At 66.4% G+C, this 26,001-nt stretch carries 23 protein-coding genes; 16 read left to right on the forward strand and 7 right to left on the reverse strand.

Features of this window, described 5'->3' with window-relative positions; genetic code table 11:
* The first annotated feature begins 1 nt into the window (after position 1).
* On the forward strand, positions 2–529 hold the full coding sequence (locus GQY20_RS15980; RefSeq protein ID WP_157218101.1) for a hypothetical protein: 528 nt from the start codon (positions 2–4) through the stop codon (positions 527–529).
* Positions 526–2,079 (forward strand): GMC family oxidoreductase, encoded by a 1,554-nt coding sequence (locus tag GQY20_RS15985; RefSeq protein ID WP_157218102.1) that lies wholly within the window; start codon positions 526–528, stop codon positions 2,077–2,079. Before GQY20_RS15980 ends, GQY20_RS15985 begins: the two co-directional genes overlap by 4 nt.
* A 146-nt stretch (positions 2,080–2,225) precedes the next feature.
* Here GQY20_RS15985 and GQY20_RS15990 read toward each other — a convergent pair whose 3' ends face one another.
* Entirely contained in the window at positions 2,226–3,041 is an 816-nt protein-coding gene (locus GQY20_RS15990; RefSeq protein ID WP_157218103.1) for a 2-keto-4-pentenoate hydratase, read from the reverse strand.
* 207 nt (positions 3,042–3,248) lie between these two features.
* Between GQY20_RS15990 and GQY20_RS15995 the strand changes: the two genes are divergently transcribed.
* The 8 genes from GQY20_RS15995 (at position 3,249) to GQY20_RS16030 (ending at position 13,723) form a co-directional block, all read left to right on the forward strand.
* Positions 3,249–4,271: an AraC family transcriptional regulator gene (locus GQY20_RS15995; RefSeq protein WP_232476080.1), complete on the forward strand. Its 1,023-nt coding sequence runs from the start codon at positions 3,249–3,251 to the stop codon at positions 4,269–4,271.
* Positions 4,272–4,515: 244 nt separating this feature from the next.
* A complete protein-coding gene (locus GQY20_RS16000; RefSeq protein ID WP_232476081.1) occupies positions 4,516–6,774 on the forward strand; it encodes a TonB-dependent receptor in 2,259 nt (752 codons plus the stop codon).
* 1 nt (position 6,775) lies between these two features.
* Positions 6,776–7,987 carry an MFS transporter gene (locus GQY20_RS16005; RefSeq protein WP_232476082.1) on the forward strand — a complete coding sequence of 404 codons (1,212 nt, stop codon included), beginning with the start codon at positions 6,776–6,778 and terminating at the stop codon, positions 7,985–7,987.
* Complete coding sequence (locus GQY20_RS16010; protein ID WP_157218106.1) at positions 7,984–9,489, forward strand: aldehyde dehydrogenase family protein; 1,506 nt, start codon at positions 7,984–7,986, stop codon at positions 9,487–9,489. Before GQY20_RS16005 ends, GQY20_RS16010 begins: the two co-directional genes overlap by 4 nt.
* Positions 9,486–11,012 carry an FAD-binding oxidoreductase gene (locus tag GQY20_RS16015; RefSeq protein ID WP_157218107.1) on the forward strand — a complete coding sequence of 509 codons (1,527 nt, stop codon included), beginning with the start codon at positions 9,486–9,488 and terminating at the stop codon, positions 11,010–11,012. Before GQY20_RS16010 ends, GQY20_RS16015 begins: the two co-directional genes overlap by 4 nt.
* 5 nt (positions 11,013–11,017) lie before the next feature.
* Positions 11,018–11,410: a nuclear transport factor 2 family protein gene (locus GQY20_RS16020; RefSeq protein ID WP_157218108.1), complete on the forward strand. Its 393-nt coding sequence runs from the start codon at positions 11,018–11,020 to the stop codon at positions 11,408–11,410.
* A 6-nt stretch (positions 11,411–11,416) separates the two neighbouring features.
* Positions 11,417–12,070, forward strand: coding sequence for a c-type cytochrome (locus GQY20_RS16025; protein ID WP_157218109.1), 654 nt, complete (start codon positions 11,417–11,419; stop codon positions 12,068–12,070).
* Positions 12,071–12,112: 42 nt separating this feature from the next.
* On the forward strand, positions 12,113–13,723 hold the full coding sequence (locus GQY20_RS16030; protein WP_157218110.1) for a GMC family oxidoreductase: 1,611 nt from the start codon (positions 12,113–12,115) through the stop codon (positions 13,721–13,723).
* Positions 13,724–13,764: 41 nt separating this feature from the next.
* Here GQY20_RS16030 and GQY20_RS16035 read toward each other — a convergent pair whose 3' ends face one another.
* The gene (locus tag GQY20_RS16035) at positions 13,765–14,076 is read right to left on the reverse strand and encodes a type II toxin-antitoxin system RelE/ParE family toxin (RefSeq protein WP_157218111.1); all 312 of its coding nucleotides are present in this window, start codon (positions 14,074–14,076) and stop codon (positions 13,765–13,767) included.
* Complete coding sequence (locus GQY20_RS16040; RefSeq protein WP_157218112.1) at positions 14,073–14,327, reverse strand: antitoxin; 255 nt, start codon at positions 14,325–14,327, stop codon at positions 14,073–14,075. The genes GQY20_RS16035 and GQY20_RS16040 overlap by 4 nt, the downstream gene beginning before the upstream one ends.
* A gap of 141 nt (positions 14,328–14,468) precedes the next feature.
* On the opposite strand from GQY20_RS16040, the gene GQY20_RS16045 reads away from it, so the two are divergent.
* From GQY20_RS16045 to GQY20_RS16070, 6 genes are all read left to right on the forward strand, one after another.
* The gene (locus GQY20_RS16045) at positions 14,469–14,879 is read left to right on the forward strand and encodes an EF-hand domain-containing protein (protein WP_198351000.1); all 411 of its coding nucleotides are present in this window, start codon (positions 14,469–14,471) and stop codon (positions 14,877–14,879) included.
* 27 nt (positions 14,880–14,906) lie between these two features.
* The gene (locus tag GQY20_RS16050; RefSeq protein WP_157218114.1) at positions 14,907–15,461 is read left to right on the forward strand and encodes an RNA polymerase sigma factor; all 555 of its coding nucleotides are present in this window, start codon (positions 14,907–14,909) and stop codon (positions 15,459–15,461) included.
* Complete coding sequence (locus tag GQY20_RS16055; RefSeq protein ID WP_157218115.1) at positions 15,454–15,849, forward strand: hypothetical protein; 396 nt, start codon at positions 15,454–15,456, stop codon at positions 15,847–15,849. Before GQY20_RS16050 ends, GQY20_RS16055 begins: the two co-directional genes overlap by 8 nt.
* Positions 15,850–16,293, forward strand: a complete 444-nt coding sequence (locus GQY20_RS16060) for a periplasmic heavy metal sensor (RefSeq protein ID WP_157218116.1) — start codon at positions 15,850–15,852, stop codon at positions 16,291–16,293.
* A 64-nt stretch (positions 16,294–16,357) separates the two neighbouring features.
* Positions 16,358–17,764 carry a DUF1800 domain-containing protein gene (locus tag GQY20_RS16065; RefSeq protein WP_157218117.1) on the forward strand — a complete coding sequence of 469 codons (1,407 nt, stop codon included), beginning with the start codon at positions 16,358–16,360 and terminating at the stop codon, positions 17,762–17,764.
* 4 nt (positions 17,765–17,768) lie between these two features.
* A complete protein-coding gene (locus GQY20_RS16070; RefSeq protein ID WP_157218118.1) occupies positions 17,769–18,917 on the forward strand; it encodes a DUF1501 domain-containing protein in 1,149 nt (382 codons plus the stop codon).
* A gap of 81 nt (positions 18,918–18,998) precedes the next feature.
* Here the strand turns inward: GQY20_RS16070 and GQY20_RS16075 are convergent, their stop codons facing one another.
* The 4 genes from GQY20_RS16075 to GQY20_RS16090 form a co-directional block, all read right to left on the reverse strand.
* Positions 18,999–21,299, reverse strand: a complete 2,301-nt coding sequence (locus GQY20_RS16075; RefSeq protein ID WP_157218119.1) for a TonB-dependent receptor — start codon at positions 21,297–21,299, stop codon at positions 18,999–19,001.
* Positions 21,300–21,383: 84 nt separating this feature from the next.
* Positions 21,384–23,321 carry an acetate--CoA ligase gene (gene acs / locus GQY20_RS16080; protein WP_157218120.1) on the reverse strand — a complete coding sequence of 646 codons (1,938 nt, stop codon included), beginning with the start codon at positions 23,319–23,321 and terminating at the stop codon, positions 21,384–21,386.
* A 57-nt stretch (positions 23,322–23,378) separates the two neighbouring features.
* Complete coding sequence (locus tag GQY20_RS16085; RefSeq protein WP_157218121.1) at positions 23,379–24,806, reverse strand: porin; 1,428 nt, start codon at positions 24,804–24,806, stop codon at positions 23,379–23,381.
* Between the two features lie 144 nt (positions 24,807–24,950).
* Positions 24,951–25,910, reverse strand: a complete 960-nt coding sequence (locus tag GQY20_RS16090; protein WP_157218122.1) for a PQQ-dependent catabolism-associated beta-propeller protein — start codon at positions 25,908–25,910, stop codon at positions 24,951–24,953.
* Between the last annotated feature and the right edge of the window lie 91 nt (positions 25,911–26,001).

The raw sequence follows: 26,001 nt of genomic DNA on the forward strand, positions 1-26,001 counted from the left end.
GATGTTCGCTGACGATAAGGCGATGGCTTTCAAGGCAGCTGGAGTCAGCCGGCGTGCGGCAATCCAGCGGATCGGCTGCGTCGCCCTCTTCTCCGCATTGCCGGCTGCGCTGCACGCCAGCCCGGCAATATCCGACGGCAGGCAGCGGACTACCGCGGCGCTGATCCGCACGGCCTTTCCGCACGACAGGCTCGATGACGCCTTCTACGCGGATATCGCCCGCCGCTATCTCGATGAACTCGCGCCCGCTGCGGTCGCACAGCACGATCGGGGCCTCGCGGAACTGGACGGATCGATGATCGGCCCTTTCGCTGCGCTGCCGCAGCCGATACAACGTTCGCTGGTCGAGCGGATCGACCAGCAACCCTTCTTCAAGGCGTTGCTCTGGCGCTGCGCCGAACTCATCTACCGCGACCGCAAGCTCTGGGCGATCGTCGGCTATGAAGGTTCGGCCTTTGCATATGGCGGTTATCGCGACCGTGGTTTCGACGACATCGACTGGCTGCCTTCCGGGACGAAGACCGCATGACCACATTCGCGCTCGACGATGCTTCGGTGTTCCTCGTCATCGGATCGGGGGCGGCCGGCGGCACGCTTTCCAACGAGCTGGCGCAGAAGGGGCATAATGTCGTCTGCCTCGAAGCTGGCCCGCGCCTCGATTTCGGCGACATCGTCAATGACGAGGCCGAAATGTTCGGCAAGCTGACCTGGCTCGACCGGCGCATGGCGACCGGAAAGCCCGATCCCAATTTCCCGGTCTGGGGCTGCAAGACCGTCGGCGGTACGACGATGCACTGGACGGCCGCCTGTCCGCGTCTGCAGCCGCACGAGATGCGCGCCCGCACCACCTATGGCGCCTTGCCGGATACCACTTTGGTCGATTGGCCGGTGACGCCGGAGGAGATCGCGCCCTGGTATGACAAGGCGGAGATCCGCATGGGCGTCAGCGGCAAGCACGGCATGCCATTCCTGCCGCCGGGCAACAATTTCAAGGTGCTCGAAGCGGGCGCGCGCAAATGCGGCTATAGCGATATCGATACCCATAATATGGCGATCAACTCGATCGACCATGACGATCGTCCGGCCTGCCGTCAGCTCGGCTTCTGCACCTCGGGCTGCGCGGTCGGCGCCAAATGGTCGACGCTCTATACCGAGATTCCGAAGGCGGAGGCGACCGGCCGGTTCGAGCTGCGCCCCGAAGCCATGGCGACCGGCATCGGCCTGGATGCGCAGGGCAGGGTCGAAAGCGTCACCTATCTCTCCAAGGCCAAGAGCTATACTCAGAAGGTCCGTGCAGTGGCGGTCGCCGGCAATGTCGTGGAGACGACGCGCCTGCTGCTCAACAATCGCAGCGAACGGTTTCCAAATGGCCTAGCCAACTCCAGCGGCCTCGTCGGGCGCAACTATATGCGCCATTTCACCATCCAGGTGATGGGCGTGATGCCCGGCAAGGTGCATTTCTACCGTCAGACCCATCTCGCCGGCGTGGTCCGCGACGAGCGGCATCACCGGCCCGAGCGCGGCTTTGCCGGCGGCTTTCTGATCAGCACGGTACCATTCACGCCGGAGATACTGGCCAAGAATATGCTGATCGGCGGCTGGGGACGCGATCTCACCTCGGTGCTCGACAAATATGACCAGCTTGCGGGCATGTTGCTCACCGGGGAGGATCCGCCGCAGCTTTCGAACGGCATCACCCTCCATCCTACCGAACGCGACGGATATGGCCTGCCGGTGCCGGTGATCCATTATGAGGATCATCCCAATACGATCGCGATGAAGACCTATGCGTGGAGCCGCGGCCGCAGGATCTATGAATCGCTCGGCGCCGAGCAGGTGATCGAGATGGGCGACTTCATTCCCGCCACCCACAATATGGGTACCGCGCGCATGGGCACCGATCCGAAGGCCAGCGTCTGTACGCCCTTCGGCCAGACCCACGACGTGCCCAACCTGTTCGTGTCGGACGGGAGCCTCTTTCCCACCTCCGGCGGCTGCAATCCAACCTTGACCATCGTCGCGCTGGTCCTGCGCCAGGCCGAGCATATCGACGGGCAGCTGCGGACAGGGGCGTTGTAGATCGATCGTCTTCCTGGATCGATGATCCGGAGAGAGAGGTCCTTCATCGCCTGTCACGCGGCGTGAGGATTTCAGGTCGAGCGTCATCCAAGCCCTGAGCGATGGGCTGGGATGACGACCATGATTCGATCCAATCTCCTCCCGTTCTAAGCTCGCTCGGCCGCTGCCGGCACCGTCACGCAGTGCAGCGTGCCGAACGGTCCGAAATCGGCGACGCATTCCTGTCCGATCGCCACCGGCAACACGCCCGTCACCGCCCCGGTCGAGACGAACTGCCCCGCCTTCAGGGGAAAGCCGAGCCGCGCCGCCGTTTCCAGCGCGAAGGCGAAGGCGGTCATCGGGCCGCCCGGAATAGCCGATGCGTCCGCCTGCCGGATCAGCACGCCGTCGATACTGGCTGCGCAGCCGAGCCGCTCCAGTGCCATGTCTTGCCAGCCCGCTATCGCCGGTCCGACGATCAGCCCGGCATTGTTGCCGAACGCCGCGGTCGATACGAGTGGACCGAGATCGTTGACCGGCGCCAGCGGGCTGCCCGCCACTTCGATGCCGATATGCATCGCGCCGGCTACCGTAGCCGCTTCCTCGATGCTCCATGCTCCTTCTCGCGGCGGCGCATCCGTGGCGAGCTGGATGACGAACTCCGCCTCGAACGCGCCGAAGCCGCCCGCGAAGACGGGGAAGGGTGTTTCGCCTTCGCTATGGACGATGGTCCGCGCGAAGATCGGCCCGATGAAGCGCCCGACGCCTTCCGCCTCCGCCCACGGGCTGCCGACCCGGCCGACCTTCCAGCCCCCGATCGCGTCCCGCCATCCGCCGATCAGCGCCGTCTGCAGCGCATAGGCTTCGGCCAGCGTCGCCGGCGGTTCGCCCGGATATGCGGCAAGACCCCGCGCCCGCGCCCGCGCCGTAAGGATTGCGTCCACGAAGCCGCCGTCGCGGGCCGATCCGCTGCCCTGTGCCATGTCGAGTGCCGATGCTCCTGTCCTGATACTTGCATATTCATCTAATGACGATCGCTCTTCTCGCGCAACAGCGGCATGCGTCGAAAGGGCGGTCCGGCGGCATTGCCTGTGGTTGCGTGTCCGTGCGCTTGCCGTCAAACTGTCATGCTTGAGACCGTGAGGCTGAGTCGGGTCCTCGGCGACGGTGCTACTGCAGGAGAATTCTGGGTGGCAGGGGACGGAATTCAGGCACGTGCGATCTGGGCATCGGGCGAGATGCCGCTGGGCAGCTGGGCAAAATTCGCGAGCTCCCGGCTCGACGACATTCACGATCATATGATCCGCGCCTTCTGCCCGCACGATCTGGCGACGGAGGGCGGCCTGCCGCGCATGGCCTTCCGCCACAACCAGGCATCGCTCAAGTCCACGACCTTCAACGCCACCGATTACGGTCTCTCCTATGGGCGCGTCTCGGTGTTCATTCCGCCGCCCGAGGAATGTTTCCTCGTCCAGTTCGTGCTCACCGGTCAGGCGCATTTCGTCCATCAGGACCGTTCCTTCGCGCTCCATCCCGGCCATATGAGCGTGCTCAGCCCGCATGATCCGATCCGCCAGACCACCTTGCCCGGCTGCCGTCATTTCACCATCAAGATCGATCGGGGGCAGATTGAGGGGCTGCTGGCGGAAGAATTCGGCCATCAGGTCGGCTCGCTGATATTCTCGCCCGATCCGGTGCCGCTGGACGGCGCGGCCGCATCCTTCGCGCAGCTCGTGCGCACCATCTGTGACGATATCGATCTCGGCGCCTCGGGCTATCTCCACCCGCGCGCGGTAGGCACCACCGAGGAGATGCTGGGCCGCCTGCTGCTTGCATCCGTACCGCACAATTATTCGCACGATTATCTGCGCGATCCGGCGCAGACTGCCGCGCCCTTCTACGTGCGCCGGGCGGAGGAGCTGATCCGCGCCCGCTTCGCCGATCCGCTGACCCTCGCCGATCTGATCGCGGCGTCCGGCGTCAGCGGCCGCTCGCTGCATGACGGCTTCCGCCGTTTCCGCGACGACAGCCCGATGGGTTTCCTCAAAAACTACCGTCTCGATCGCGCGCGCCAGATGCTGAAGGAGGCACGCGGCAGCGGGCTCAGCGTCACCGATGTTTCGCTGGCGGCAGGCTTTCTCCATCCCAGCAAATTCGCCCAGGACTATGCGCGCCGTTTCGGCGAGCTGCCCTCGCGGACCCTGAAGCATTGACTTGCGGCAAAGGGATAGCCGCTGGCTGCACATAATTGCGAAATTGGTATGAAAGCTGCCAGCGCGTTATAGCCGGATTTCCTGCAAAGCCCGATTATCCTTCCCGAACGATGCCGCAGAGCATCGGTCTCGACTTGCAGTGAGGCCGGTCAACGTCGCCGCGTGCGATCGAAGGGGAATGAACATGGGTCTAGGACGGTTTTTCGGGGGTGCGTCTCTGTCGGCCTTGGTCGCATGCGGCCTGATGGCGGGCGCGGCCCGGGCGCAGGACGCGCCGGTGCAGACGGCGGCGGCCGAAGATATGGGCGGGCTGCAGGACATCGTCGTCACGGCGCAGAAGCGCGAGCAGAATCTGCAGAAGGTCGGCATCTCCGTCACCGCTATCTCCGGCCAGCAGATCCTCCAGCGCGGCATTTCGAACAGCATCGATCTGATCACGCGGACGCCCAGCGTCGATAATTATTCGCCTTATGGCCCGGGTTCGAGCGCCAACATCGTCATCCGCGGCATCGGTCTCAACGATTTCGGCGAGGGCAATGAAGCGCCGGTCACCGTCTATGTCGACGAATTCTATGTCGTCAACGTGCCCGCCGTCGACTTCGCGCTGTTCGATCTCCAGCGCGCCGAGATATTGCGCGGGCCGCAGGGAACGCTGTTCGGACGCAACTCGACCGGCGGCCTCGTCAACTATGTGACGGAAAAGCCCGGCGACAGTTTCGGCGGTTATTTCAAGGCCAGCTATGCCCGTTTCAACGAGCTGAAGCTTGAGGGCGCAGTCAACATTCCGATCAGCGATGTGCTTTCGGGCCGCATCTCCTTCCTGTCGCATCACAGCGATGGCTATATCAGGAATTTGAATCCCGGCTTCAGCGATCAGAAGGGCGGCGCAGCCGGGACCGATGCGGTCCGCGCCCAGCTTCGCTATAATGATGGCAATTGGGATGTGCTGCTGAAAGCCGAATATGGTCGGCAGAACCATGTCCATACTTATTATGAGCAGACGCCGAGCGTGCGCGATCCGGTCACCGGCCTTGCCTCGCTCAATCCGAACGGCACCGATGCCGCCGGCTATAACGAGAAGAATTTCGGTGCCGGCGCGCCGAACGTGACGGATACCAACCGTCCACAGCGGCTGCGCTCGCAGGGCACCACCGTGATCCTGCGCGCGGAGAAGAAGCTGGGCGACGTCAGCTTCACCTCGCTGACGGGCTATCAGCATTTCGTCCGCCACTATACCGAGGACTGCGACGCGAGCCCGAACGATACCTGCTATGCGCAATTCCCGTTCAAGGCGGATTCGGCGAGCCAGGAGTTCCGCTTCTTCCATAGCGGCAGCCAGCTGCGCTGGACCGCGGGCGTCTACGGCCTCTATTCGAAATCGCAGAACAATCCCTTTGCGGTATTCAACGTGCCGGTATCGGGGCCCGGCGCGATCGATCCGACGACTGGCCTGTATGACGGCGCCTATCTGCCGCTCAACCTGGCGGCCAACTGGAAATTGCGCACCTACTCGCTGGCCGCCTTCGGTCAGGGCGAATATGATCTCTCCTCGATATTCACCTTCATCGCCGGTGCGCGTCTCACCTATGACAACAAGCATTTCCGCGATGCGGACAACGCCTCGCTGCGCAGCTGCCCCGGCTATCCGACGCCGACCAACTGCTTCCCAGCACCCGATGGCCCCGGCATCGCCAATCCCTTTTCGGGCAAATATTCGAAGGTGCTGATCTCCGGCAAGGTCGAGCTGGATTTCAAGCCGACCAACAACGCGCTCTTCTATGCCAGCATCTCGCGCGGCACGAAATCGGGCGGGTTCAGCAACGGATTCTATCCGGGCGGCGTCTCCACCTCGCAGCTCAAATATGGCGCAGAGACCAACTGGGCCTATGAGCTCGGCGAGAAGATCACCTTCTTTGATCGCCGGCTGCGCGTGAACAGTGCTGTCTTCTACTATGATTACAAGAATTTCCAGACCTTCAACTGGGAAGGGGTCGGCGGCCTGCTCAGCAATCACGATGCGAGCAGCTACGGCGCGGAAACCGAAATCGAGGCCGCGCCGATCGACAATCTGACGCTCAGCTTCGGCGGATCCTATCTCCACACGAAGATCCAGGACGTGACCAACGGCACGCCCTCCGGCGGCATCTATACGGCCGATCGGCAGATGGCCAATGCGCCGCACTGGACCGCGAACGGCAGCGTCACCTACAAGATCCCGCTCGCCGATGGCCGCGCCGTCACGCTCGAATGGGACGGAAACTACCGGTCTGCCCGCTACACCAACAATTTCAACGATCCTTCGGTGCGCCTCGGCGGCTATTTCAAGCATAATGCGACGGTGTCGTTCGACGTGACCGACAAGCTCCAGCTCCAGGGTTTCGTGCGCAACATCTCCAACAAGCTGGCGGCGACCAAGGCCTATCAGTTCAACGATCTGGGCTATACCCAATTCATCTATTCCGAGCCGCGCGTCTTCGGCGGCAGCATTCTCTATCGCTGGTAAGGTGGCGGGTCTCTCCCCCTCGGCCACCGGCGGCGGGCCGGGTGTCATGCCCGGCCCGTCCCGCGGCGGACTGGCGGCGCTGATCACGCTCGGCACGGCAGGTGTCTGCACCTTCCTCGCCATGCCGGTGATCGCCGCCGCGCTGGCGAACAGCCTGGGCTATACGCAGCGGCAGGTCGGGCTTTTCTCCACCGTGCAGCTGATCAGCCTTTCGATCGGCTGCGTGATCAGCGTCTTCCTGCCGCGCGGACGGATCCGGCGCCACGGCCTCGCCGCGCTCGCGGTCATGCTGTGCTCCGATTGCGCATCGATCCTGGTTGGTGCCGGCAGCTGGGGCTGGTTCCTGTTCTTCCGGGCGCTCGGCGGTTGCGCCGGCGGCATCGCGGTGTCGCAGGCCACCGGCGGCATGGCGCTCACCGCCAATTCGGAACGCAGCTTCGGCCTGTTCCTCGCCCTCCAGACGCTGGTTTCGATCCTCTGCGTCTATGCGTTGCCGCCGCTGGTCGCGCACTTCGGCTTCGGCGGCTCCTATGCTGTGCTGCTCGCGCTGGACGGCATGGCGGGTCTGCTCGTGGCGACGGCACTGCGCGACGACGGTGCGGCGATGGAGATCGACCTCAACAGGGGTGGCAATGATGCCGTGGCCTGGCTGCGCTGCTCGGGCCTGCTCGTCTCGATCCTCTGCTTCTTCGTCGGGGTCGGCGCCTTGTGGACCTATCTCGCATTGCTTGGTCAGGGCAGGGGGCTCGGCCCCGATCAGGTGGCGACCGCGATCACCGTGTCCAAGCTCGTCGCCTTTGCCGCCTCCTTCCTGCCCGGCTTGCTGCGCATCCGGATCGGCCGCATGGTCCCGATCCTGGCGATGCTCGGCTTGCTCTGTGCCGCGGTGCAGCTTTTCGCGCACGGCACCGGCCTTGCGCCGTTCGTCGCGGCGGCGGGCCTGTTCAGCTTCGGCTGGTACGTCCTTTATCCCTTCCAGCTTTCCGCCCTGGCCGAGGCGGATCGCGACGGCCGGCCGATGCTGGCCAGCGCCGCGCTGACCGGCATCGGGCTGGGCCTCGGACCGGCGATTGCGATGGCGGTATCGAGCGTGGGCACCAGTGGAATCTTCGTCACCGCGACCCTGTCCTTCATTGCGTCGGCGCTGGCCGCCATGCTCGCGCTCGTGCCCATGCGCCTTCCGTCCCAACGCCTTGCCGGAGATGCCTCATGAGCCTCGCCAATGATTATGCGGGGCTGAGCGAGGACGCCCGGTCGGCGCTCGATCGGCGCTACGAGCTGTTCATAGGCGGCGAATGGCGTGCCCCGGCAGCCAGCGGCTATCATGCGGTGTTCGATCCGTCGCATGGCGGCGCGATCGCGTCGGTCGCAACTGCCGACGAGACGGACGTCGATGCCGCGGTCGCAGCCGCGCGCCTGGCTTTCGACGAAGGCCCCTGGCCACGCATGCGCCCGCATGAGCGCGAGGCGCTGATCCTCCGCCTCGCCGATCTGATCGGCGCGCAGGGCGAGGCGCTGTCGCAGATCGAGACGGTGAACAGCGGCAAGCTGCTGCCCAATACCCGGGCGATCGACGTCGGCTTCTCGATCACCACGCTGCGCTACATGGCCGGCTGGTCGACCAAGATCGCCGGCAAGACGCTGGATCTCTCCGTGCCCTATGCGCCCGGCATGGCTTTCACCGGCTTCACCCGGCTGCGGCCGGTCGGCGTCGTCGCCGGCATCACCCCCTGGAACGTTCCGCTCTGCGAGGCGGTGTTCAAGCTGGCGCCGGTGCTCGCCACGGGTTGCACGGTGGTAATCAAGCCGGCCGAGCAGACGCCGCTGACCACGCTCGCGCTGGCCCGGTTGTGCCAGGAGGCCGGCGTGCCGCCCGGCGTCGTCAACGTCATCACGGGTGGGCGCGAGGTCGGCGCGGCGCTGGTCGCGCATCCGGATGTCGACAAGATCAACTTCACCGGCTCCACCGCTGCCGGCCGGCAGATCGCCGCCGTCGCCGCGCCGCAGATGAAGAAATATAATCTGGAGCTGGGCGGCAAATCGCCGGTGGTGATCGCGGCGGACGCCGATCTCGATCTTGCCATACCAGGAGCCGCCTGGGCGATCCTCGGAAATCATGGCCAGAATTGCTGCGCGGGCTCGCGCCTCTACGTCCACGCGAGCCTGTTCGACCGGGTGATCGAGGGCGTCGCGGAGATTGCGCGCGCGGTGCGTATTGGCCCCGGCCTCGATCCGGCTAGCCAGATGGGGCCGATGGTCAACCACGCCCATCGCGATCGCGTGCTCGCCTTCGTCGAGGAAGGGCGCCGCGCCGGTGCATCGCTGGTCTATGGCGGCGAAAGCGTCGCGGATCCCGGCGCCTATCTGAACCCGGCACTGCTCGTCGGCCTGCCGCACGAGAATCGTCTGGTGCAGGAGGAGATTTTCGGTCCTGTCCTCGTCGCCGAACGCTTCGAGGAGATGGACGCGGTGATGGCCCGCGTGAACGGCACCTCCTACGGACTCGGCGCCAGCATCTGGTCGCGCGATTTCGAGACGATCAACCGCTTCTTCGATCGCGTCGAGGCTGGGATTGTCTGGATCAACAATCACAATACGCTCGATCCCGCGGTGCCGTTCGGCGGGTGGAAGGAGTCTGGCGTGGGAATGGAATTGGGCGAGGAAGGGCTGATGTCCCATCTCAGGGTCAAGGCCGGAGTGGTGTGCCGCGCATGAGCATCGTTGCGGGACCCATAGTCGCCCGGCGAGAGCTGCTGATCGGCGCGACCTCGCTGATCGCGCTCGCCGCCGCCGGCCGTGCATTCGCCGACGGCGGCGTCCCGCCGCTCGGCCTGGACGAGGTGAAGACGCTGCAGGCGAAAGTGCGCGGCGCCGTCATCCCCCGTCAGTCGGAATTTTACGAGCCCTGGCGTCAGGCGATGATCTGGCAGACCCAGAAATTCCCGCGCCATCCCGACCTGATCGTCCAGGCGGAGAGCGTCGAGGATGTCGTCGCCGCGGTGAACCACGCCCGCGCCCACGGCCGCCGCATCACCACCCGCGCCGGCGGCCACAGCTTCTGCGGCTGCTTCATGCGCGACGATGGGCTGCTGGTCGATGTCTCGCGGCTCCAGACCATCGAGATCGATGCGGCGAGAGGCGAGGCGATCGTCGGACCGGGCGTGATCGGCCGGCGGCTCAACGAGGAGCTGGCGGCGCATGGCCTCGCCTTTCCCAGCGCGCATTGCGGCATGGTGCCGATCAGCGGTTTCCTGCTCGGCGGTGGCCTCGGCTGGAACGGCAATGCCTGGGGCGGGATGAGCACCTACAATATACTGGAGGTGGAGATCGTGACCGCCGACGGGCAGGTCCGCACCGCCAGCGAGACGGAGAATCCCGATCTCTTCTGGGCGGTGCGCGGCGGCGGTCCGGGCCTGTTCGGCGTTGTCACCCGTTTCCGCCTGCGCTGTCATCCGCGCCCGAAGAATATCCGTTCGCATACCTTCATCTTCGCATTCACCGATTTCGCACTGGCCGCGGCCGCGATGGAGGAGATCGGCCCGAAGCTGCCGAAGACTGTCGAGCTGATCGGCGTCATCACCGCCGCGCCACCGGGGCTCGACAAGGCCTGCGCGGTGCCCGGCTGCGACCAGGTGTTCATCCTGCAGAGCGTCGCGTTCGTCGACAGCGAAGCGGAGGCGCTCGCACTCATGAAGCCGATGGCGGAGCATCCCATCGCGAAGAAGGCGATCGCCACGACGCTCAATCAGGCCGAGACGTTCGAGACACTCTATTACGCAAATGAGGTGCCGTTTCCGCAGCGGCGCTATGCGGTCGATAACATCTATGCCGATCGGCTCGACAAGGCGATCGAGGTGATCGTGCGCGCCATGCCGCACGCGCCGTCCCGCGTCACCGCGCCCGTGCTGCTCTACAAGGGGCGCCCGGCGCTCGGTGACGGCGCCTGCACCACCACCGGCAACTTCTACGTCTCCTGCTACGCGCAATGGGACGATCCCGCTGCCGACAAGGCCAATAAGGATTGGCTGATCGCTATGTATGAGGAGCTGCAGCCTTTCGCGGTCGGCAACTACATCAACGAGCTGAACCAGGAAGGCCGCATCCACCGCATCCGCGAATGCTACACGCCGGAGGCGTGGGCGAAGCTCGGCGCTTTGCGGCGGACATGGGATCCGGGCCGGATCTTCCACACTTTCTACGGGCTCGAGCCCACGCTGCCCACTCTCGCAAAAGGATGAGGATCATGAGCGATACCGACGTCGTCGGCGGTTTCTTCAAGGCATTTGGCGAGGGCGATGCCGCCGGCGCCTTCGCGCTGCTCGCGCCGGACATACGCTGGACCTACCATGGCCCGTCCGAGGTCATCCCTTTCGCCGGCACCTTCGAGGGTCCCGCCGGGGTGCAGCGCTTCTTCGAAAGCTTCGGCGCCGCGGCCGAGCCGATCGAGATGGCGCCCCGCTCGATGGCCGCGGCGGATGGCCTCGTTTACGTCCGCGGCATCGAACGCAGCCGGATCAAGGCGACCGGCAAGGAATATGCCGTCGAGTGGGTGCATGTCATCGCCGTGAAAGACGGCCTGATCGCCAGCTTCGACGAATATCTCGACACCGCCGCCGTCGCTGCTGCGCTGGCCTGATCGACCATGGCGCGCCTGCTTCGCCCTCTCTCGGGATTCGCTGCCGCTTTGCTTCTCGTGGCGGTGGCCGCTGGCTGTGCTGCGTCGCGCGAGGCGCCGACGATTGCACCCGAGGTGGCGCGCGGCAAGGCCTGGTACACCACCTGCGCCGGCTGCCATGGCAATGCGGGCGAGGGGTTTCGTGGCATGAACGCACCGCGCCTCGCCGGCCAGTCGCCCGACTATCTTACGCGCCAGCTCGTGCATTTCCGCTCCGGCGTCCGGGGCGGGGCGGCCGATTTCTACGGGGTCGCCATGAACGGCCGCGCCAAGGCGCTGCCGGACGAGCAGGCGGTGCATGATGTCGTCGCCTATATCGCGACCTTGCCGGCACCGCCCCTCGCGCCGGCGGGCGAAGGAGACGCCACCAGCGGCCGGGCACTGTTCGAAAGCTGCGCCGCCTGCCACGGCGCGCGAGGCGAGGGCAATCCAACGCTCCAGGCGCCGGCGATAGGCGGCCTCGATAGCTGGTACGTCGCGCGCCAGCTCGCCAATTTCAGGAAGGGCATCCGCGGTCGAGAAGGCGATGCCGAGGGCGAGCAGATGCGCGCCGCGGCCGCGCTGCTGCCCGACGAGGCGGCCGACCGCGACGTCGCCGCCTATGTCGCGACGCTGCGCTGATCGGCGCGCGTCCGGCACTTCGCACAGGAACAGGGAAAGACGATGAGCCTCGACGGAGCCGAATTCGATTATATCGTCGTGGGCGCGGGTGCGGGCGGCAGCGTCGTCGCGGCGCGGCTGAGCGAGAATCCGGCCAATCGCGTACTGGTGATCGAGGCGGGCGGGCGCGACAGCAGCTTCTGGATCCACATTCCGGTCGGCTATGGCCGCACCATCACCGACGCACGGGTGAACTGGAAATATATGACCGAGCCCAATCCCGCCCTCGGTGGCCGCCAGATCTACTGGCCGCGCGGCAAGGTGCTCGGCGGCTCGACCAGCATCAACGGCCTCATCTACATACGCGGCCAGGCGGAGGATTATGACCGCTGGCGCCAGCTCGGCAACGCCGGCTGGGGCTATGAGGACGTGCTGCCCTATTTCCGCCGCGCGGAGGATCAGGAGGATGGCGAGAGCCGCTATCATGGCACCGGCGGGCCGCTCCACGTCAGCAATCTGGTCGAGCGCAATCCGCTGTGCGACGCGCTGATCGCCAGCGCGGGCGCGCTCGGCATCCCGCACAATCCCGATTTCAACGGCGCCCGGCAGGAAGGCGCCGGCTATTATCAGGCGACGATCAAGCGCGGCCGGCGCGTCTCCTCGGCCACCGCCTATCTGCGCCCCGCGATGAAGCGGCCCAATCTCACCGTTGCGACGGAGAGCCTCGCCGAACGCATCCTGTTCGACGGGCGGCGCGCCGTTGGCCTGCGCCTGCGCCAGCCGGGCGGCACGATCAGCGTGCGCTGCACGCGGGAGCTGGTGCTGGCCGGCGGCTCGATCAATTCGCCGCAGCTGCTCATGCTGTCCGGCGTCGGCGAGGCCGATCGGCTGCGCGACCTCGGCGTCGATCCGGTGCATCATCTGCCCGGCGTCGGCCAGAATCTGCAGGATCATTATGGCGGCCAGATCACCTGGAAATGCAGCAGGCCGATCACGCTCAACGACGTGATGCTGAGCCGGCCGAAGCAGCTGATGGCGGGCCTACGCTGGCTCCTCTTCCGCAACGGTCCGCTTTCCGTGCCGGCCGGCCAGGCAGGGCTGTTCACGCGTGTCCTCGAAGGATCGGCGACGCCCGATGTCCAGTTCCTCTTCCAGACGTTCAGCGGCGGCTATTATGAAGACGGCCTGTTCAAATTTTCGGGCTTCGCCAATTTCATCTGCCCGGTGCGCCCGCGCAGCCGTGGCAGCCTCACGCTCGCCTCTGCCGATCCCGCTATCCCGCCACGCCTGTCACCCAACTATTTCTCGGACGAGACGGATCGGCGCATTGCGGTGGAAGGGCTGAAGCTCGCCCGCAGCATCGCCGCCACGCCGCCGCTTGCCGATTTCGTCACCGAGGAGCATTTCCCCGGCGCCGACATACGCAGCGATGCCGAGATCGAGGCCTATTTCCGCGAGACCGGCGGCTGCGTGTCGCATCAGGTCGGCACCTGCAAGATGGGCAGCGATCCGCTGGCGGTGGTCGATGCGAGCCTGCGCGTGCATGGCCTGGAGGGGCTGCGCGTCGCCGATGCCTCGATCATGCCGACGCTGATCTCCGGCAACACCAACGCCGCCACGATCATGATCGGCGAGAAGGCCGCGCAGATGATATCGGACGCCGCCAGGGCTTGATTGCGTATCGAACCGGCTTTTCGAGCCGCACCATCCTCCGTCTATGTCAGCCTGTCGACCAGGTGGGCCATGAGGTCCATCCTTTCGTGGAAGATCGCCACGATCAGCGCGGGCGCGTCGTCCCGCGGCAAGCAGAAGATGAAATGATGTTCGCAATGCGCCATGCGTAGTTCTGGATAGAGCGTACTCACTTCCTTGAAATGTCCTTGTCCGGCCGCGACGCGCTCGATCCCGCGTTCGAGCCTGTGCATGTAATCGCGCACCTGGGCATCGCCCCAGTGGCGACGCGTATAACGGATGATCCCGCGGATATCGTCTTCCGCCGCCGCGGTAAGACTATAGGCTCTGGTCAACTATGGCCGCGCCCCGTTAGTTCCTCATCCACGATCGTAGCGATGCTTCTGGCGGAAACGCCGCCATTCAAGCCTTCGACGACGCGTTCACCCAACAGAATTTTCAGCTCCTGCCACGCTTGTTCGCCGCTCATATCCTCGGGAAAAAGCCGTTCGAGAGCATATTGCTTGATGGTTTTGCCCTGTAGCGCAGCGAGGGCCTTGAGGCTTTTGTGCTGCTGGTCGGTCATATCTATCGTCAGGCGACCCATCGGGAACCTCTCAATGCGAAATTGGGTGATTAGCACAAATGTGGGGATCCTCCTATGCAGGCGCTCCACAGGCGCCGGAGTTTTCTTGCGACGGATTGCGTCACCCCGTTCGTTGAACCGGCGAACATCGGGAGACGTGCCGTGATCAAAGCCTGTTCCATTCTTGCGTGCCTGTTTCTCGCCGCGCCCGCCCTTGCCCAGTCCGATTCGCCACCCGTCACGCCTCCCGTGCCGGAGGCTGCCGGCGGGGGTCTCACGCTCGATCAGTTCATCGCCAAGCAGAGCGAGCGGCTGACCGCGATGGATAGCGACGGCGACGGTCGGATCAGCAAGGCGGAGATGAGCGCCGCGCCGGCACGCGGCGGCCGCGATCCTTCGCGCCTGTTCGATGCTATGGACGTCAATCATGACGGCTATCTCGACAAGAACGAGATTCGTGCCGCGCTTGCCAGGCGGTTCCAGCGCATGGACGCCAATGGCGACGGTATCCTCACGCCGGAAGAGCGTATGGCCGGGCGGATGGGCCGCGGCGGTGGTCGGGAGCGGCCTTGAGCGCAGGCCTGACGGAAGCCACGGCGGTTGACCGGGCTCGATCCGGATGCGGACCTGGTCGCGCGCGTCGGCCGCGGCGACGAAGCGGCGGCACGGCAGCTCGTCGGCGCCAAGCTGCCGCGCGTGCTTGCGCTCGCCGGGCGCATGCTGCGCGACCGCGGCGAAGCGGAGGACGTTGCGCAGGAAACGTTCCTGCGTGCCTGGCGGCAGGCTCCGCGCTGGCGACCGGGCCAGGCGCGTTTCGACACCTGGCTGCATATGGTGACGCTGAACCTGTGCCGCGATCGCCTGCGCCGCCGGCGCGAGGTCGTGATGGCCGAGCCTCCCGACCTGGCCGATCCGACGCCCGGGGCGGAATCGGTGCTGGACGAGGCGGCGGAAGGGCGCGCGGTAGCCGCAGCGATCGCCGCCCTGCCGGATCGGCAGCGCGAGGCTATACTGCTCGTCCACTATCAGGACATGGGCAATATCGCGGCGGCCGAAGCGATGGGGATCAGCGTGGAAGCGCTCGAAAGCCTGCTGTCGCGTGGACGGCGCAGCCTGCGCCAGACTTTTGCCGAACGGAGGAAGGCCGATGACTGAGCCGATGACGCCGGAGCGTTTTGCGGAACTGGCCGAGGCTTATGGCGCGATTGCGCGCTGGCCCGCCGATGCGCGCGACGCCGGTCGGACACTGGCCGAGGCGCGGCCTCATCTGGCGGCTCTGCTGGCCGAAGCGGAGGCACTGGATGCGCGGCTCGCCCGCTGGCGGATCGACGCGCCTTCCGCCGCTCTCCAGGGAGCGATCCTCGCGCAGCGGGGCCATATGGCGCGGCGTCGGATGCGCATCTGGTGGTCCGGCCTCGGCATTGCGACGGCGCTGGCCGGTGCAACGGCCGGTTCCTTCGCTGCGGCTGCCACCTTGCCGCCGGAGCATGTGCTGAGCGACGACGCTACGGTCTTCGGCAACGTGCCCGCGCAGGAGGATTGAATGACGCCCCGCCTGCTCAAGATCGTCTGCGCGGCCTCGATCTTTCTCAATATATTCCTCGTCGCCGCCGCGGCAGCCGGTCTCTACTGGGCTCAGACGCGCCGGCCGATGATCGGCGCTGGTGCGATCCGTATCGCGGGCGCCGAGCTGCCCCAGGCCGAACGCCGTGCCTTCCGCCAGACGCTGCGCGCGGCGCGGCACGAGATCCGGCCGATGATCCAGGCGGATCATCAGGCCCGTCGCGATGCGGCGGCGTTGCTGCGTGCGCCGACAGTCGATCAGGCCGCGCTTGCGGCCGCGCTCGCGCGAGTGCGTGATGCCGACGTCCGCATCCGCACTCATGTAGAAGGGCGCGCGGTCGCCTTCGTCGCCACCTTGCCTCAGGCCGATCGGGAGAAGCTCGCCGCCGTGATGGAGCGACGCGCGGGGCTGCGTCAGCGCTGAGCAGCGACGGAAATCGCCTTCCGCCACGTTCAAGCTGCATTCGCCGTTTGGGAAAGGTCATGCCATGCCTGCATCCGCCGGCCTCTCGACTGCCGCGATCGCGCTGAACCGTTTCGGTCTCGGCGCGACCCCGGACAACACTCCTCCGGCTGATCCGAAGGCAGCGCTGCTCGCCCAGTTCGATCGCTTCGATCCGCTGCCGCATGGCTTCGCCGCGCTTCCTGACGCCGGCATGCTGGTGAAGGCCTATCAGCAGCAGCGCCAGGCCATGCGGCAGGCTGCCCCGGATCGCAGTCCCGCCCAGATCGCCGCGCGCCAGGATTTCGTCCAGGACGTCCAGGCACTCTATCGACAGGCCGTCCAGGCCCGCGCGCAGAGCGCGCTGGAGACGGAGGCGCCGTTCGTGGAACGGCTCGTCCATTTCTGGTCCAACCATTTCTGTATTTCGGCGGATAATCCGCAGACCAGCGCCTTTGCCGGCGCCTTCGAGCGCGATGCCATCCGCCCGCACGTGCTCGGCCGGTTCGAAGACATGCTGCTTGCGGTCGAGCGCCATCCGGCGATGCTGGTCTATCTCAACCAGCTTCAGTCGATCGGCCCCGGCAGCCCAGCTGCCACCCGCGCCGCGCAGCGCAATCCCGGCCGCCAACGGGGGCTCAACGAGAATTTGGGCCGCGAGATCATGGAACTCCACACGCTCGGCGTGCGCTCCGGCTACACCCAGACGGACGTCACCGAATTCGCCCGCGCGCTGACCGGTTGGTCGGTCGACGGGATCGGTCCGCAGGGGCGGCTCGCCGACGGCAATCCAGACGATTTCGTCTTTCGACCGCAACTCCACGAGCCTGGCACGCGCACCATTCTCGGCAAGACTTATTCCCAGTCGGGCGAGGCGCAGGCTCGCGCGATCCTGCTCGATCTCGCCGGCGCGCCCGCGACGGCCAGCCATGTCGCGACCAAGCTCGCCCGCCATTTCGCTGGCGACACGCCCCCGCCCGCGCTGGTCGACCGGCTCGCCTCCGCCTTCCGCGCCGGCAAGGGCGATCTGCCAGCCGTCTACAAGGTGTTGGTCGACAGCCCGGAGCCCTGGGCGCCGCGTCCGATCAAGTTCAAGACGCCCTGGGAATGGACTCTTTCCGCATTGCGAGGGCTCGGACGCGCGCAGGTTGGGGAGATGCAGGTCGCCGCGATCCAGAATCAGCTCGGCCAGCCCATCTGGAAGCCCGGATCGCCCGCCGGATGGGACGACATGGCGGCAAGCTGGGCAGCGCCCGACGCGCTGTTGCGCCGGGTCGAGTTCGCGCAGCGGCTCGCGGCGCCAGTGGGCGATCGGATCGACGTGCGTGCGCTCGGTCCGCGCCTCCTGCCTGCGTCCTTCGATCCGCAGACCGCAGCCGAGATCGCCCGAGCGGAAAGCCCGGCCGGCGCGCTCGCCCTGCTGCTGGTCTCACCCGATTTCCTGAGGAGATGACGCCATGATCGATCGCCGCAATTTCCTCGGCCAGGCGGCGCTCGGCGCCGGCGCGTTGCTGGTCGGCTCGCATATGGCGCTGGCCGCAGTGGAGACGGATCGTCGCTTCGTCTTCATCATCCAGCGTGGCGCGGCGGACGGCCTCGCCATCGTCGCGCCTTATGCCGATCCTGCCTATGCCCGGCTGCGGGGGGCCCTCGCGCTCGATCCGGCCAAGACGATCCGGCTGGACGGCAGTTTCGCCCTCCATCCTGCCCTGGCCGAGACGGCGAAAATGTACGCCGCTCGCCAGGCTCTGTTCGTCCACGCCGTGGCGTCACCCTATCGTGACCGCTCCCATTTCGATGGACAGAATGTGCTGGAGACGGGTGGTGACCAGCCTTATCGCCTGAGGGACGGCTGGCTGAATCGTCTCGTCGCCCTTCTGCCGCGCGCACGTGACGAAGCGGTGGCGCTTGCGCCCACGGTGCCGATGGCTCTGCGAGGGTCGGCGGAGGTCACCTCCTATGCGCCGTCCGCCTTGCCGCAGCCCAGCGATGATCTCCTCCTGCGCGCAGGACGGCTTTACGCGCGCGATGCGCAGCTCCATCCACTGTGGACCGCGGCGCTCGAAGCGCGGGGCCTCGCCGAAGGCAGCGGCGCACGGCAGGATCCGGCAAGTCTCGGTCGCCTCGCCGCCAGCTTCCTCGTCAAGCCGAACGGCCCTCGCATCGCGATGATGGAGACTGGCGGCTGGGATACGCACAGCGGGCAGGAGGGGCGCCTCGCCGCGCAGCTCAAGGCGCTTGACATGCTGCTGGCCGCGCTGCGCGACGGGCTCGGTTCCGCATGGACGCAGACGACGGTGCTGGTCGCCACCGAGTTCGGCCGCACCGCGGCGGTCAACGGCACTGGCGGTACCGATCATGGTACCGCCTCGGTTGCCTGGCTGATCGGCGGCGCGGTCAGGGGCGGCCGTCTACTCACAGACTGGCCTGGGCTCGCTCCCGGGCAGCTCTATGAAGGGCGTGACCTCAAACCCACCCTGGCGCTCGATGCGCTGATCGCAGGCGCCGCTGCGGGCGCGCTCGCGCTCGATCCTGTGCGCGTCGCGCGTTCGATCTTCCCCGAAGCCACAGGCCTGCGCCCGGTCGAAGGACTTACCGTCACATGATGAGACGGGTATTCGATTCTGCGGGAAGGCGGCAGAGTTGGAGGAGGCGCGCGCCTTCGCGCCGCGACGTGGCGGCGTCCCCTAGAAATGCGCCTTCACCCCCAGCTTCCATCGCCGCGGCGCGGCCGGGCTGAGACTGCGCGGGTCGCTCGCGTCGGGCGCCTCGGCGAGGTAGACCGAGTCCGTCTCGCTGAACGTGCCATAGGTGGCATAGTGGCGGTCGAGCAGGTTGCTGATCTCGGCGAAGAGCCGCACGGGCCCGAACAGTCGAACCGCGCCGCGCAGGTTCACCACGGCGAAGCCTTTGGTGCGCGGCTGGAGATTGGCCTCGTCGCCGAACAGATATTGTCCGCCCTGGAGCTGCACGTCGCCGCCCAGGCTGAAGGCGTCGCCCGCATAGTCGATCGACAGCGTCGCGCGGTGGCGCGGAATGCCGGGCAGGCGGTTGCCGCGGCGTACCTCGATCGTGCCGTCGTCCGATGCGGCCGGATTGTCCGGGCTGTTGAGCGTCAGCGGCGTGCGATAGGTGGCATCGGTGAAGGCATAGCCGAACCGCGCGGTCCAGCGCCCCTGTGTCGCCGCGATGCTCGCCTCGACGCCCTGCCGCCGCGTGCGGCCGATATTCTGGAAATAGGCGCGGCCGCGCACATCCGACGCGATGAACTGGATATCGTCATAATTGCCTGCCCGATAAGCGGAGAGCATCCAGTCGATCGTCCAGCCGGACCAAGCGACGCGGCCGAGACCTCCAGCCTCCCACGTCTTCGAGACGACCTGCTTCAACGGCGGATCGCCGACGAAGAAGTTGGTGAAGCTGCACGGGTCGTCCGGCCCTGCGCAGGACAGCTCGGCCGGCGTCGGCGCGCGGTTGGATTCCGAATAGCCGATGCGCAGTCGCAGTGCCGGTGACGCCTGATAGTCCAACTCGGCGCCCGGATTGAGGCGGGTGAAGTGGTGCCGCCCGTTCAGCGCAGTACCGATCCGATCGTCCAGCCGGATATGTGCGATGTTGTAGCGCAGTCCCAGTTCAGCCGACAGGCGGGGGCCGAGCGGCAGCGTGTCGCTGAGGAAGGCTCCAAAATAACGCGTCCGCGCCGAGAGCGAGACGGGAGTGATCGCTCCGTCCGGCTGGTCGACGATCGGCCCGAGCCCATCCACGCCGCGCGTGTCGGTGAGCGCGCCGAGTTCGGTGGAGGAGCGGAAGCGGGTGTGGCTGCCGTCATAGCTGACGCCGACGACGAACTGGTTGATGCCGCCGAGCAGCGGCCGCTTGTCGGCGAGCTGGACCAGCGCGCCGCCGGCCGTGGTGTGCGTCAGCGACCGGTTGAGCACGCCATAGGGGGCGCCATCGTCGAGCAGCGCCGGCACCTGGCGTCCGGTGGTGTCGAACAGGGCCGACTGATCGTCGTTGCTGTCTTCCAGGCAGAGCAGGCTTGCGTCGTCGTCGCAGGCTTCGACGTCGGCGGCATCGCCGTTCACGGTACGCTGCCGCAGCCGCTGGGCATAAAGGCTGGCCTCGATCCGGGTCGTGTCGGAAAGCGCCATCCAGGGGTGGAGGCTGATCCGTCCGAAGCGGTTGCGTGTATTGTCCGGCCAGGTGAACACCGCACGGCGATCGGCGGCGAGCAGTTCGACCGGAGAAGATCCGTTGCCGGTCAGATCGCTGTCCGCGCCGATCAGCTTGATATGGAGACCGGCCTTGCTGCCGTCATAACCGAGATCGGCATAGCCATTGTATAATGTCGACGGCGAATAGCGGCGCCACCCGCCATCGTGGCTTTCCTGCAGCGCGACATAGGCGCTCCATGGGCCGTGCTGCCACCCGGCCTCCATCGTTCCTTCGGCCCAGCCGTAATTGCCGCCGGCGCCGGTGAGATCGAGCCCCTGGAAGCTGCGCCCGGTCTTGGTGCCGACCACCAGCGCGCCGCCCAGCGCGTTCAGGCCGTAGATCGGGCTCGCATCCTTGATCGTGATGCTGTCGATCGCAGCTTCGGGCAGCAGATCGAACTGGACCGTGTCGCCGAACGGCTGGTTGAAGCGCGCGCCGTCCAGATAGACGGCGATGCCCTGCGCCGTGCCCTGCAGCGGGGAAGCGGTGTAGCCATGGTAGACGAGATTCGGCTGGAAGGGATTGTCCTGCGCTTCCTGTAGCGAAAGCCCCGCGATATTGCGGGTCAGCGCGCCGAACATGTCGGGCGTGCCCGTGAGAGTGATCTGCCGGCCGTCCACCTTTACGGCATCGTCCATGTCGAAGGCGTCGCCGGGGGCGATGACAATGATCGGTGGAGCTGCATCCGTTGCCCGGTCCTCGGCCTGTGCCCGTACGTGTACGAGCGTCGTCGCCGATACCGCGGCGAGCGCCAGCAGCGCGCCCTTCTTCATGCAGATCCTCCCTTGTCCTGACGAGAGGTTCGGGGAGGGCTGTTGCCGGCGCAACCAGACCAAAGACCAATAGGCAGGGACCGATCAACCGGCGCGGCTCGCCACCAGTTCCTGCACGACGGACGGGTCGGCGAGCGTCGAAATGTCGCCTAGCGCGTCGAACTCCCCCTCGGCGATCTTGCGCAGGATGCGACGCATGATCTTGCCGGAGCGGGTCTTGGGCAGGCCGGGGGCGAACTGGATCGCATCCGGCGTCGCGATCGGCCCGATCTCGCGCCGTACCCAGTCCCGAAGGGCTGCGCGCAGCTCGTCCGACGCCGCCTCTCCTGCGTTCAGCGTGACATAGGCATAGATGCCTTGCCCTTTCACGTCATGCGGCACCCCCACCACGGCCGCCTCGGCCACCTTGTCGTGCAGCACCAATGCGCTTTCGACTTCGGCCGTGCCCATGCGGTGGCCGGAGACATTGATCACGTCGTCGACGCGCCCGGTTATCCACCAATAGCCGTCGGCATCGCGCCGGGCTCCGTCGCCGGTGAAATATTTGCCGGGGAAGGTGGAGAAATAGGTGTCGAAGAAGCGGGCATGATCGCCCCAGACGGTGCGCATCTGCCCGGGCCAGGATCGCGCGATCACCAGATTGCCCTCCGTCGCGCCATCCAGCACCCGGCCCTCGCCATCGACGAGCTGGGGCTCGACGCCGAACAGCGGTCGCGTCGCGCTGCCCGGCTTCAGCGCGGTGGCGCCGGGCAGGGGGGCGATCATCCCGCCGCCGGTCTCGGTCTGCCACCACATGTCGATGATCGGGCAGCGGCTCTCGCCCACTATTTCGTGAAACCAGCGCCACGCTTCGGGATTGATCGGCTCGCCGACCGATCCGAGCAGCCTGAGCGATTGCCGTCCGGTGCCGGCGACATGATGATCGCCCTCGCGCATCAGCGCGCGCAGCACGGTCGGTGCGGTGAACAGTGTCGTCACCTGGTGACGGTCGACGATCTCCCAGATGCGCGCCGGCGTCGGCCAGCTGGGCAGGCCTTCGTACATCAGCGTCGTCGCGCCATTGGCCAGCGCGCCATAGACGATATAGGTGTGGCCGGTGATCCAGCCGACATCGGCCGCGCACCAGAAGACCTCGGGTGCGCGATAGTCGAAACAGGCATCGTGGGTCAGCGCGGCCCAGAGCAGATAGCCGCCCGACGAATGGACCACGCCCTTGGGCTTACCGGTCGATCCCGAGGTGTAGAGGATGAACAGCGGATCCTCCGCGTTCATCGGCTCGGGCAGGCAGGTCTCGCTCGCGGCGGCCAGCGCCTCGTCATAGCGGATGTCGCGCCCCGCCTGCATCGCGACGGGCGCGCCGGTGGCGGCGACGACCAGGACGTGGCGAACGCCGGGGCAGCGCGCGAGCGCCGCATCGACATTGGCCTTCAGCGGCACGCGCCGGCCGCCGCGGCGGCCCTCGTCGGCGGTGATCACGATCGATGCGTCGCAATCCTGGATACGGCCGGCCAGCGCGTCGGGCGAGAAGCCGCCGAACACCACCGAATGGATGGCGCCGATCCGTGCGCACGCCAGCATGGCGATCGCCGCCTCCGGGATCATCGGCAGATAGAGGATGATGCGATCGCCCTTGCGCGCGCCGAGCGCGCGCAGCGCATTGGCGCAGCGGCAGACCTCGGCGTGCAGCTCGGCATAGCTCAGCCGGCGCGGCGTCTCGGCCGGATCGTCCGGTTCCCACAGGATCGCGGTCTGCTCCGCGCGGTCCGCCAGATGCCGGTCGATGCAATTGGTCGCGACGTTGAGGATGCCGTCGGAAAACCAGCTTATGCCGAAGTCGGCGGCGTCGAAGCTGCTTTCGTCGATCCGCGTCGGCGTCCTGATCCAGTCGAGGCGGCCGATCTGATCGCGCCAGTAGAGTTCGGGCGTTTCGAGCGAGACGGCATAATGGTCCGAATAGCGCGCATTGTCGATGCGCGTGCCGGCAGCCCAATGCGTGGGAACTGCGATCAGATCGTCGGCCAAGCGTCTAGCTCCTTGGAAAAGGGAGGCCGGCGGCGGGCGTTTCGCCGGCCTCCAGGGTCAGAAGAAGAGGATCGCGCCCGTCGCGATCGTGTCCGAGTCCGCATGGTTGTCGCCATGCGCCTTCGATTGGGTGTGCACATATTCGCCGATCAGCGTCACCCAGCTGGTCAGCCCATAACGCGCCTGGCCCACCCAGCTTGAATTGCGACGCACCAGCGTCGGATCATAGAGGCCGATCGGATCGGCGGCATCGCGATCCGCTTTCTCCGCGCCGGAAAGCTTCAGGAAGCTCGCGCCGTAGCTGCCGGCAAGGGTGAATTTGCCGATCGTGTAGGTGCCCTGGAAATAATAGCCGTCGCTCTTGCGGCGATTTCCGAGCGCATCGGTCGAAAGGATGAAGAGTCCGGTCGTGCCGACGCCGGTGCCGTTGTAATAATAGCCGAGCAGGCTGGCGGGACCATAGCCCAGCTTGGCACCGACATCGAAGGCGCGGCCGGTATAGCTCGGCATGTCGGCCGTGGCGTCATGCTTCTGGGTAAGCCCGCCGAGCCATCCATGAGCCGAGAACTGGTCCGACTTATAATCGTAGCTGATCTTCGCCTGGAAACCGGGCGTCTTGTTCACCTCGCTGCGGCCCGCCGTAGTGAGCGGCTGGAAGACGCCGAACGAAGCCTGGAAGCCGGCGAATTTCGGGCTGGTATAGCTGATCTGCGGCTGGAAGTCGGTGTAGATGTAGCCGATGCCGATCCGGCCGAGCGAGGTGTTGGACGGCGCTGAATTGCTGCCCGGTGAACCGACCGACAGCAAGGTGATGTCGTTCAGGATCGCGTCGGATCCGAACATGCCTATGTCGCGGCCGACCTTGAACTCGCCGACATTGGGGCGGCCGACGGTCAGATAGGTCTGGCGGAAATCGATGCCGGCGGTGGCAAGCGCGCTGGGATTGCCGGCGGAATTGGCGCCGCCGATGCCGTTCACGCTGTCGATGCCCGGATAAAGGCCGAAATGCGCGCCGACGTCCCAGCCGCCCTGGTTGGTGGTGACGTCCATCTTCAAGAAGGCGGGCAACAGGCCGTTGCGGATCGCGGAGCTCTTGGAGCCGAGATTGGCGAGGCCGCCGGTGACGATGTGGTTGCCGGTCAGCGCGTCACCGCTGTCGTGCGTATAGAAGCCGTTGATCTGCCCAGAGAAGGTGAGTGCGATGTCACCGATCTGGAGGCCGACGCCCTTGTCCGTCATCTTCACATAATGGCTCATGTCGAGCGCGCTCGCCGCGGCCTGCTGTGGCGCCGGCTGCGCGGCGGCGACGGGCTCGGCCTGCTTGCGGGCGAGCAGCGCCTGATATTCCGCGTCGGTGAGGATGCCCTTCTGCTTGAGCGTCATCAGCAGATCGTCTGTGGTATCGGCGAAAGCCGGGCCGGCCACGCCGGCGAGGCATGCGAGGGCGACGGCGGCCTTCAGCCGCGTCAGTTGCGCTTTCTTCATGAGGTTCTCCCCTGAGGCCGGCATCGGCTGGCGCCGGCTCGACGGAGAGAGTGGCCGGGGATCGTCGGACGGGGAATTGCACTTTGGATCATTGGACCTTGGACCGAGGCCGAAATGTCCGTGCGTCTCCTCCCCGAAGCCCGCTCAGGGCGCGATCGCTACCCCCCAGGGCGCCCGGCCTGCCGGAACGGTGGCGATCACCTTGCGCTGCGCCAGATCGATCACCGACACATCGTTGGTGAGGCCGTTGGCGGTGAAGGCGCGGCTGCCGTCTGGCGTGATCGCGAGATGCCAGACGCGCTGGCCGACGGGCAGGTAGCCTGTCACCTTGCGGCTGGCGACGTCGACGAAGGCGACCTGGTTGGCCCGGCCGAGCGAGACCAGTGCCGTCTTCCCGTCCGGCGTGAAATCGATTCCCACTGGCATCACCTTGTCCGCCGGCACGCCCGGCGGCTGGAAGGCGATGGTGGCGGTCACCTGGCGCGTGCCCATGTCGATCACGCTCACCGTGCCGCCGATCTCGGCGGACACCCATACTTCCTTGCCGCCTGCGGCGAACTCGGCGTGGCGCGGGCGCAAGCCCACCGTCGTCTGCGCGACATCCTGCTTTGTAGCGAGATCGATCCAGTGCACCTGGCTGTCGGTCTCGGATGTCGAGAGCACGAAGCGCCCATCAGGGCTCACCGCCATGCCCTCCGGCTCCACGCCGACGGGTATCTGGAAGGCGACCGCCGCCTTGGCGATGTCGATCGCGGTGACGGCGGCGTCCCGCTCGTTCGCGGCGAACAGCGTCTTGCCGTCCGGCGACAGCGCGAACTGCTCCGGATCCTCGCCGGAGGGAAGATCCGCCAGCACCTTGCCGGTCGTGCGGTCGATCACCTGCACTGCATTCTCGTCGCTCGCGCACAGATAGATGCGCTTGCCGTCGCGCGAGAGCAGGATGCCGCGCGGCCGCTTGCCGACCGGCCAGGTCGCGACGGGCTGCAGCGTCGCCGCGTCGATCACGGTCAGCGTGTTGCCGCGTTCGTTGGAGACATAGACGGTGGACGCCGCGGCCGGCGCGGCGGCGAGCGAGAGCGCAAGGGCCAAGGATAGCTGTCTCATGGCGTGAATGTGTAGGCCGATGCGCCGGGGAAGCGTCTAGTCCCAAAGTACCATGGGGCGCTCCCTCCGCTCATCCTACTGTTTCGCGAAC

The organism is Flavisphingomonas formosensis, from assembly GCF_009755815.1.
Classification (GTDB): Bacteria; Pseudomonadota; Alphaproteobacteria; order Sphingomonadales; family Sphingomonadaceae; genus Flavisphingomonas; species Flavisphingomonas formosensis.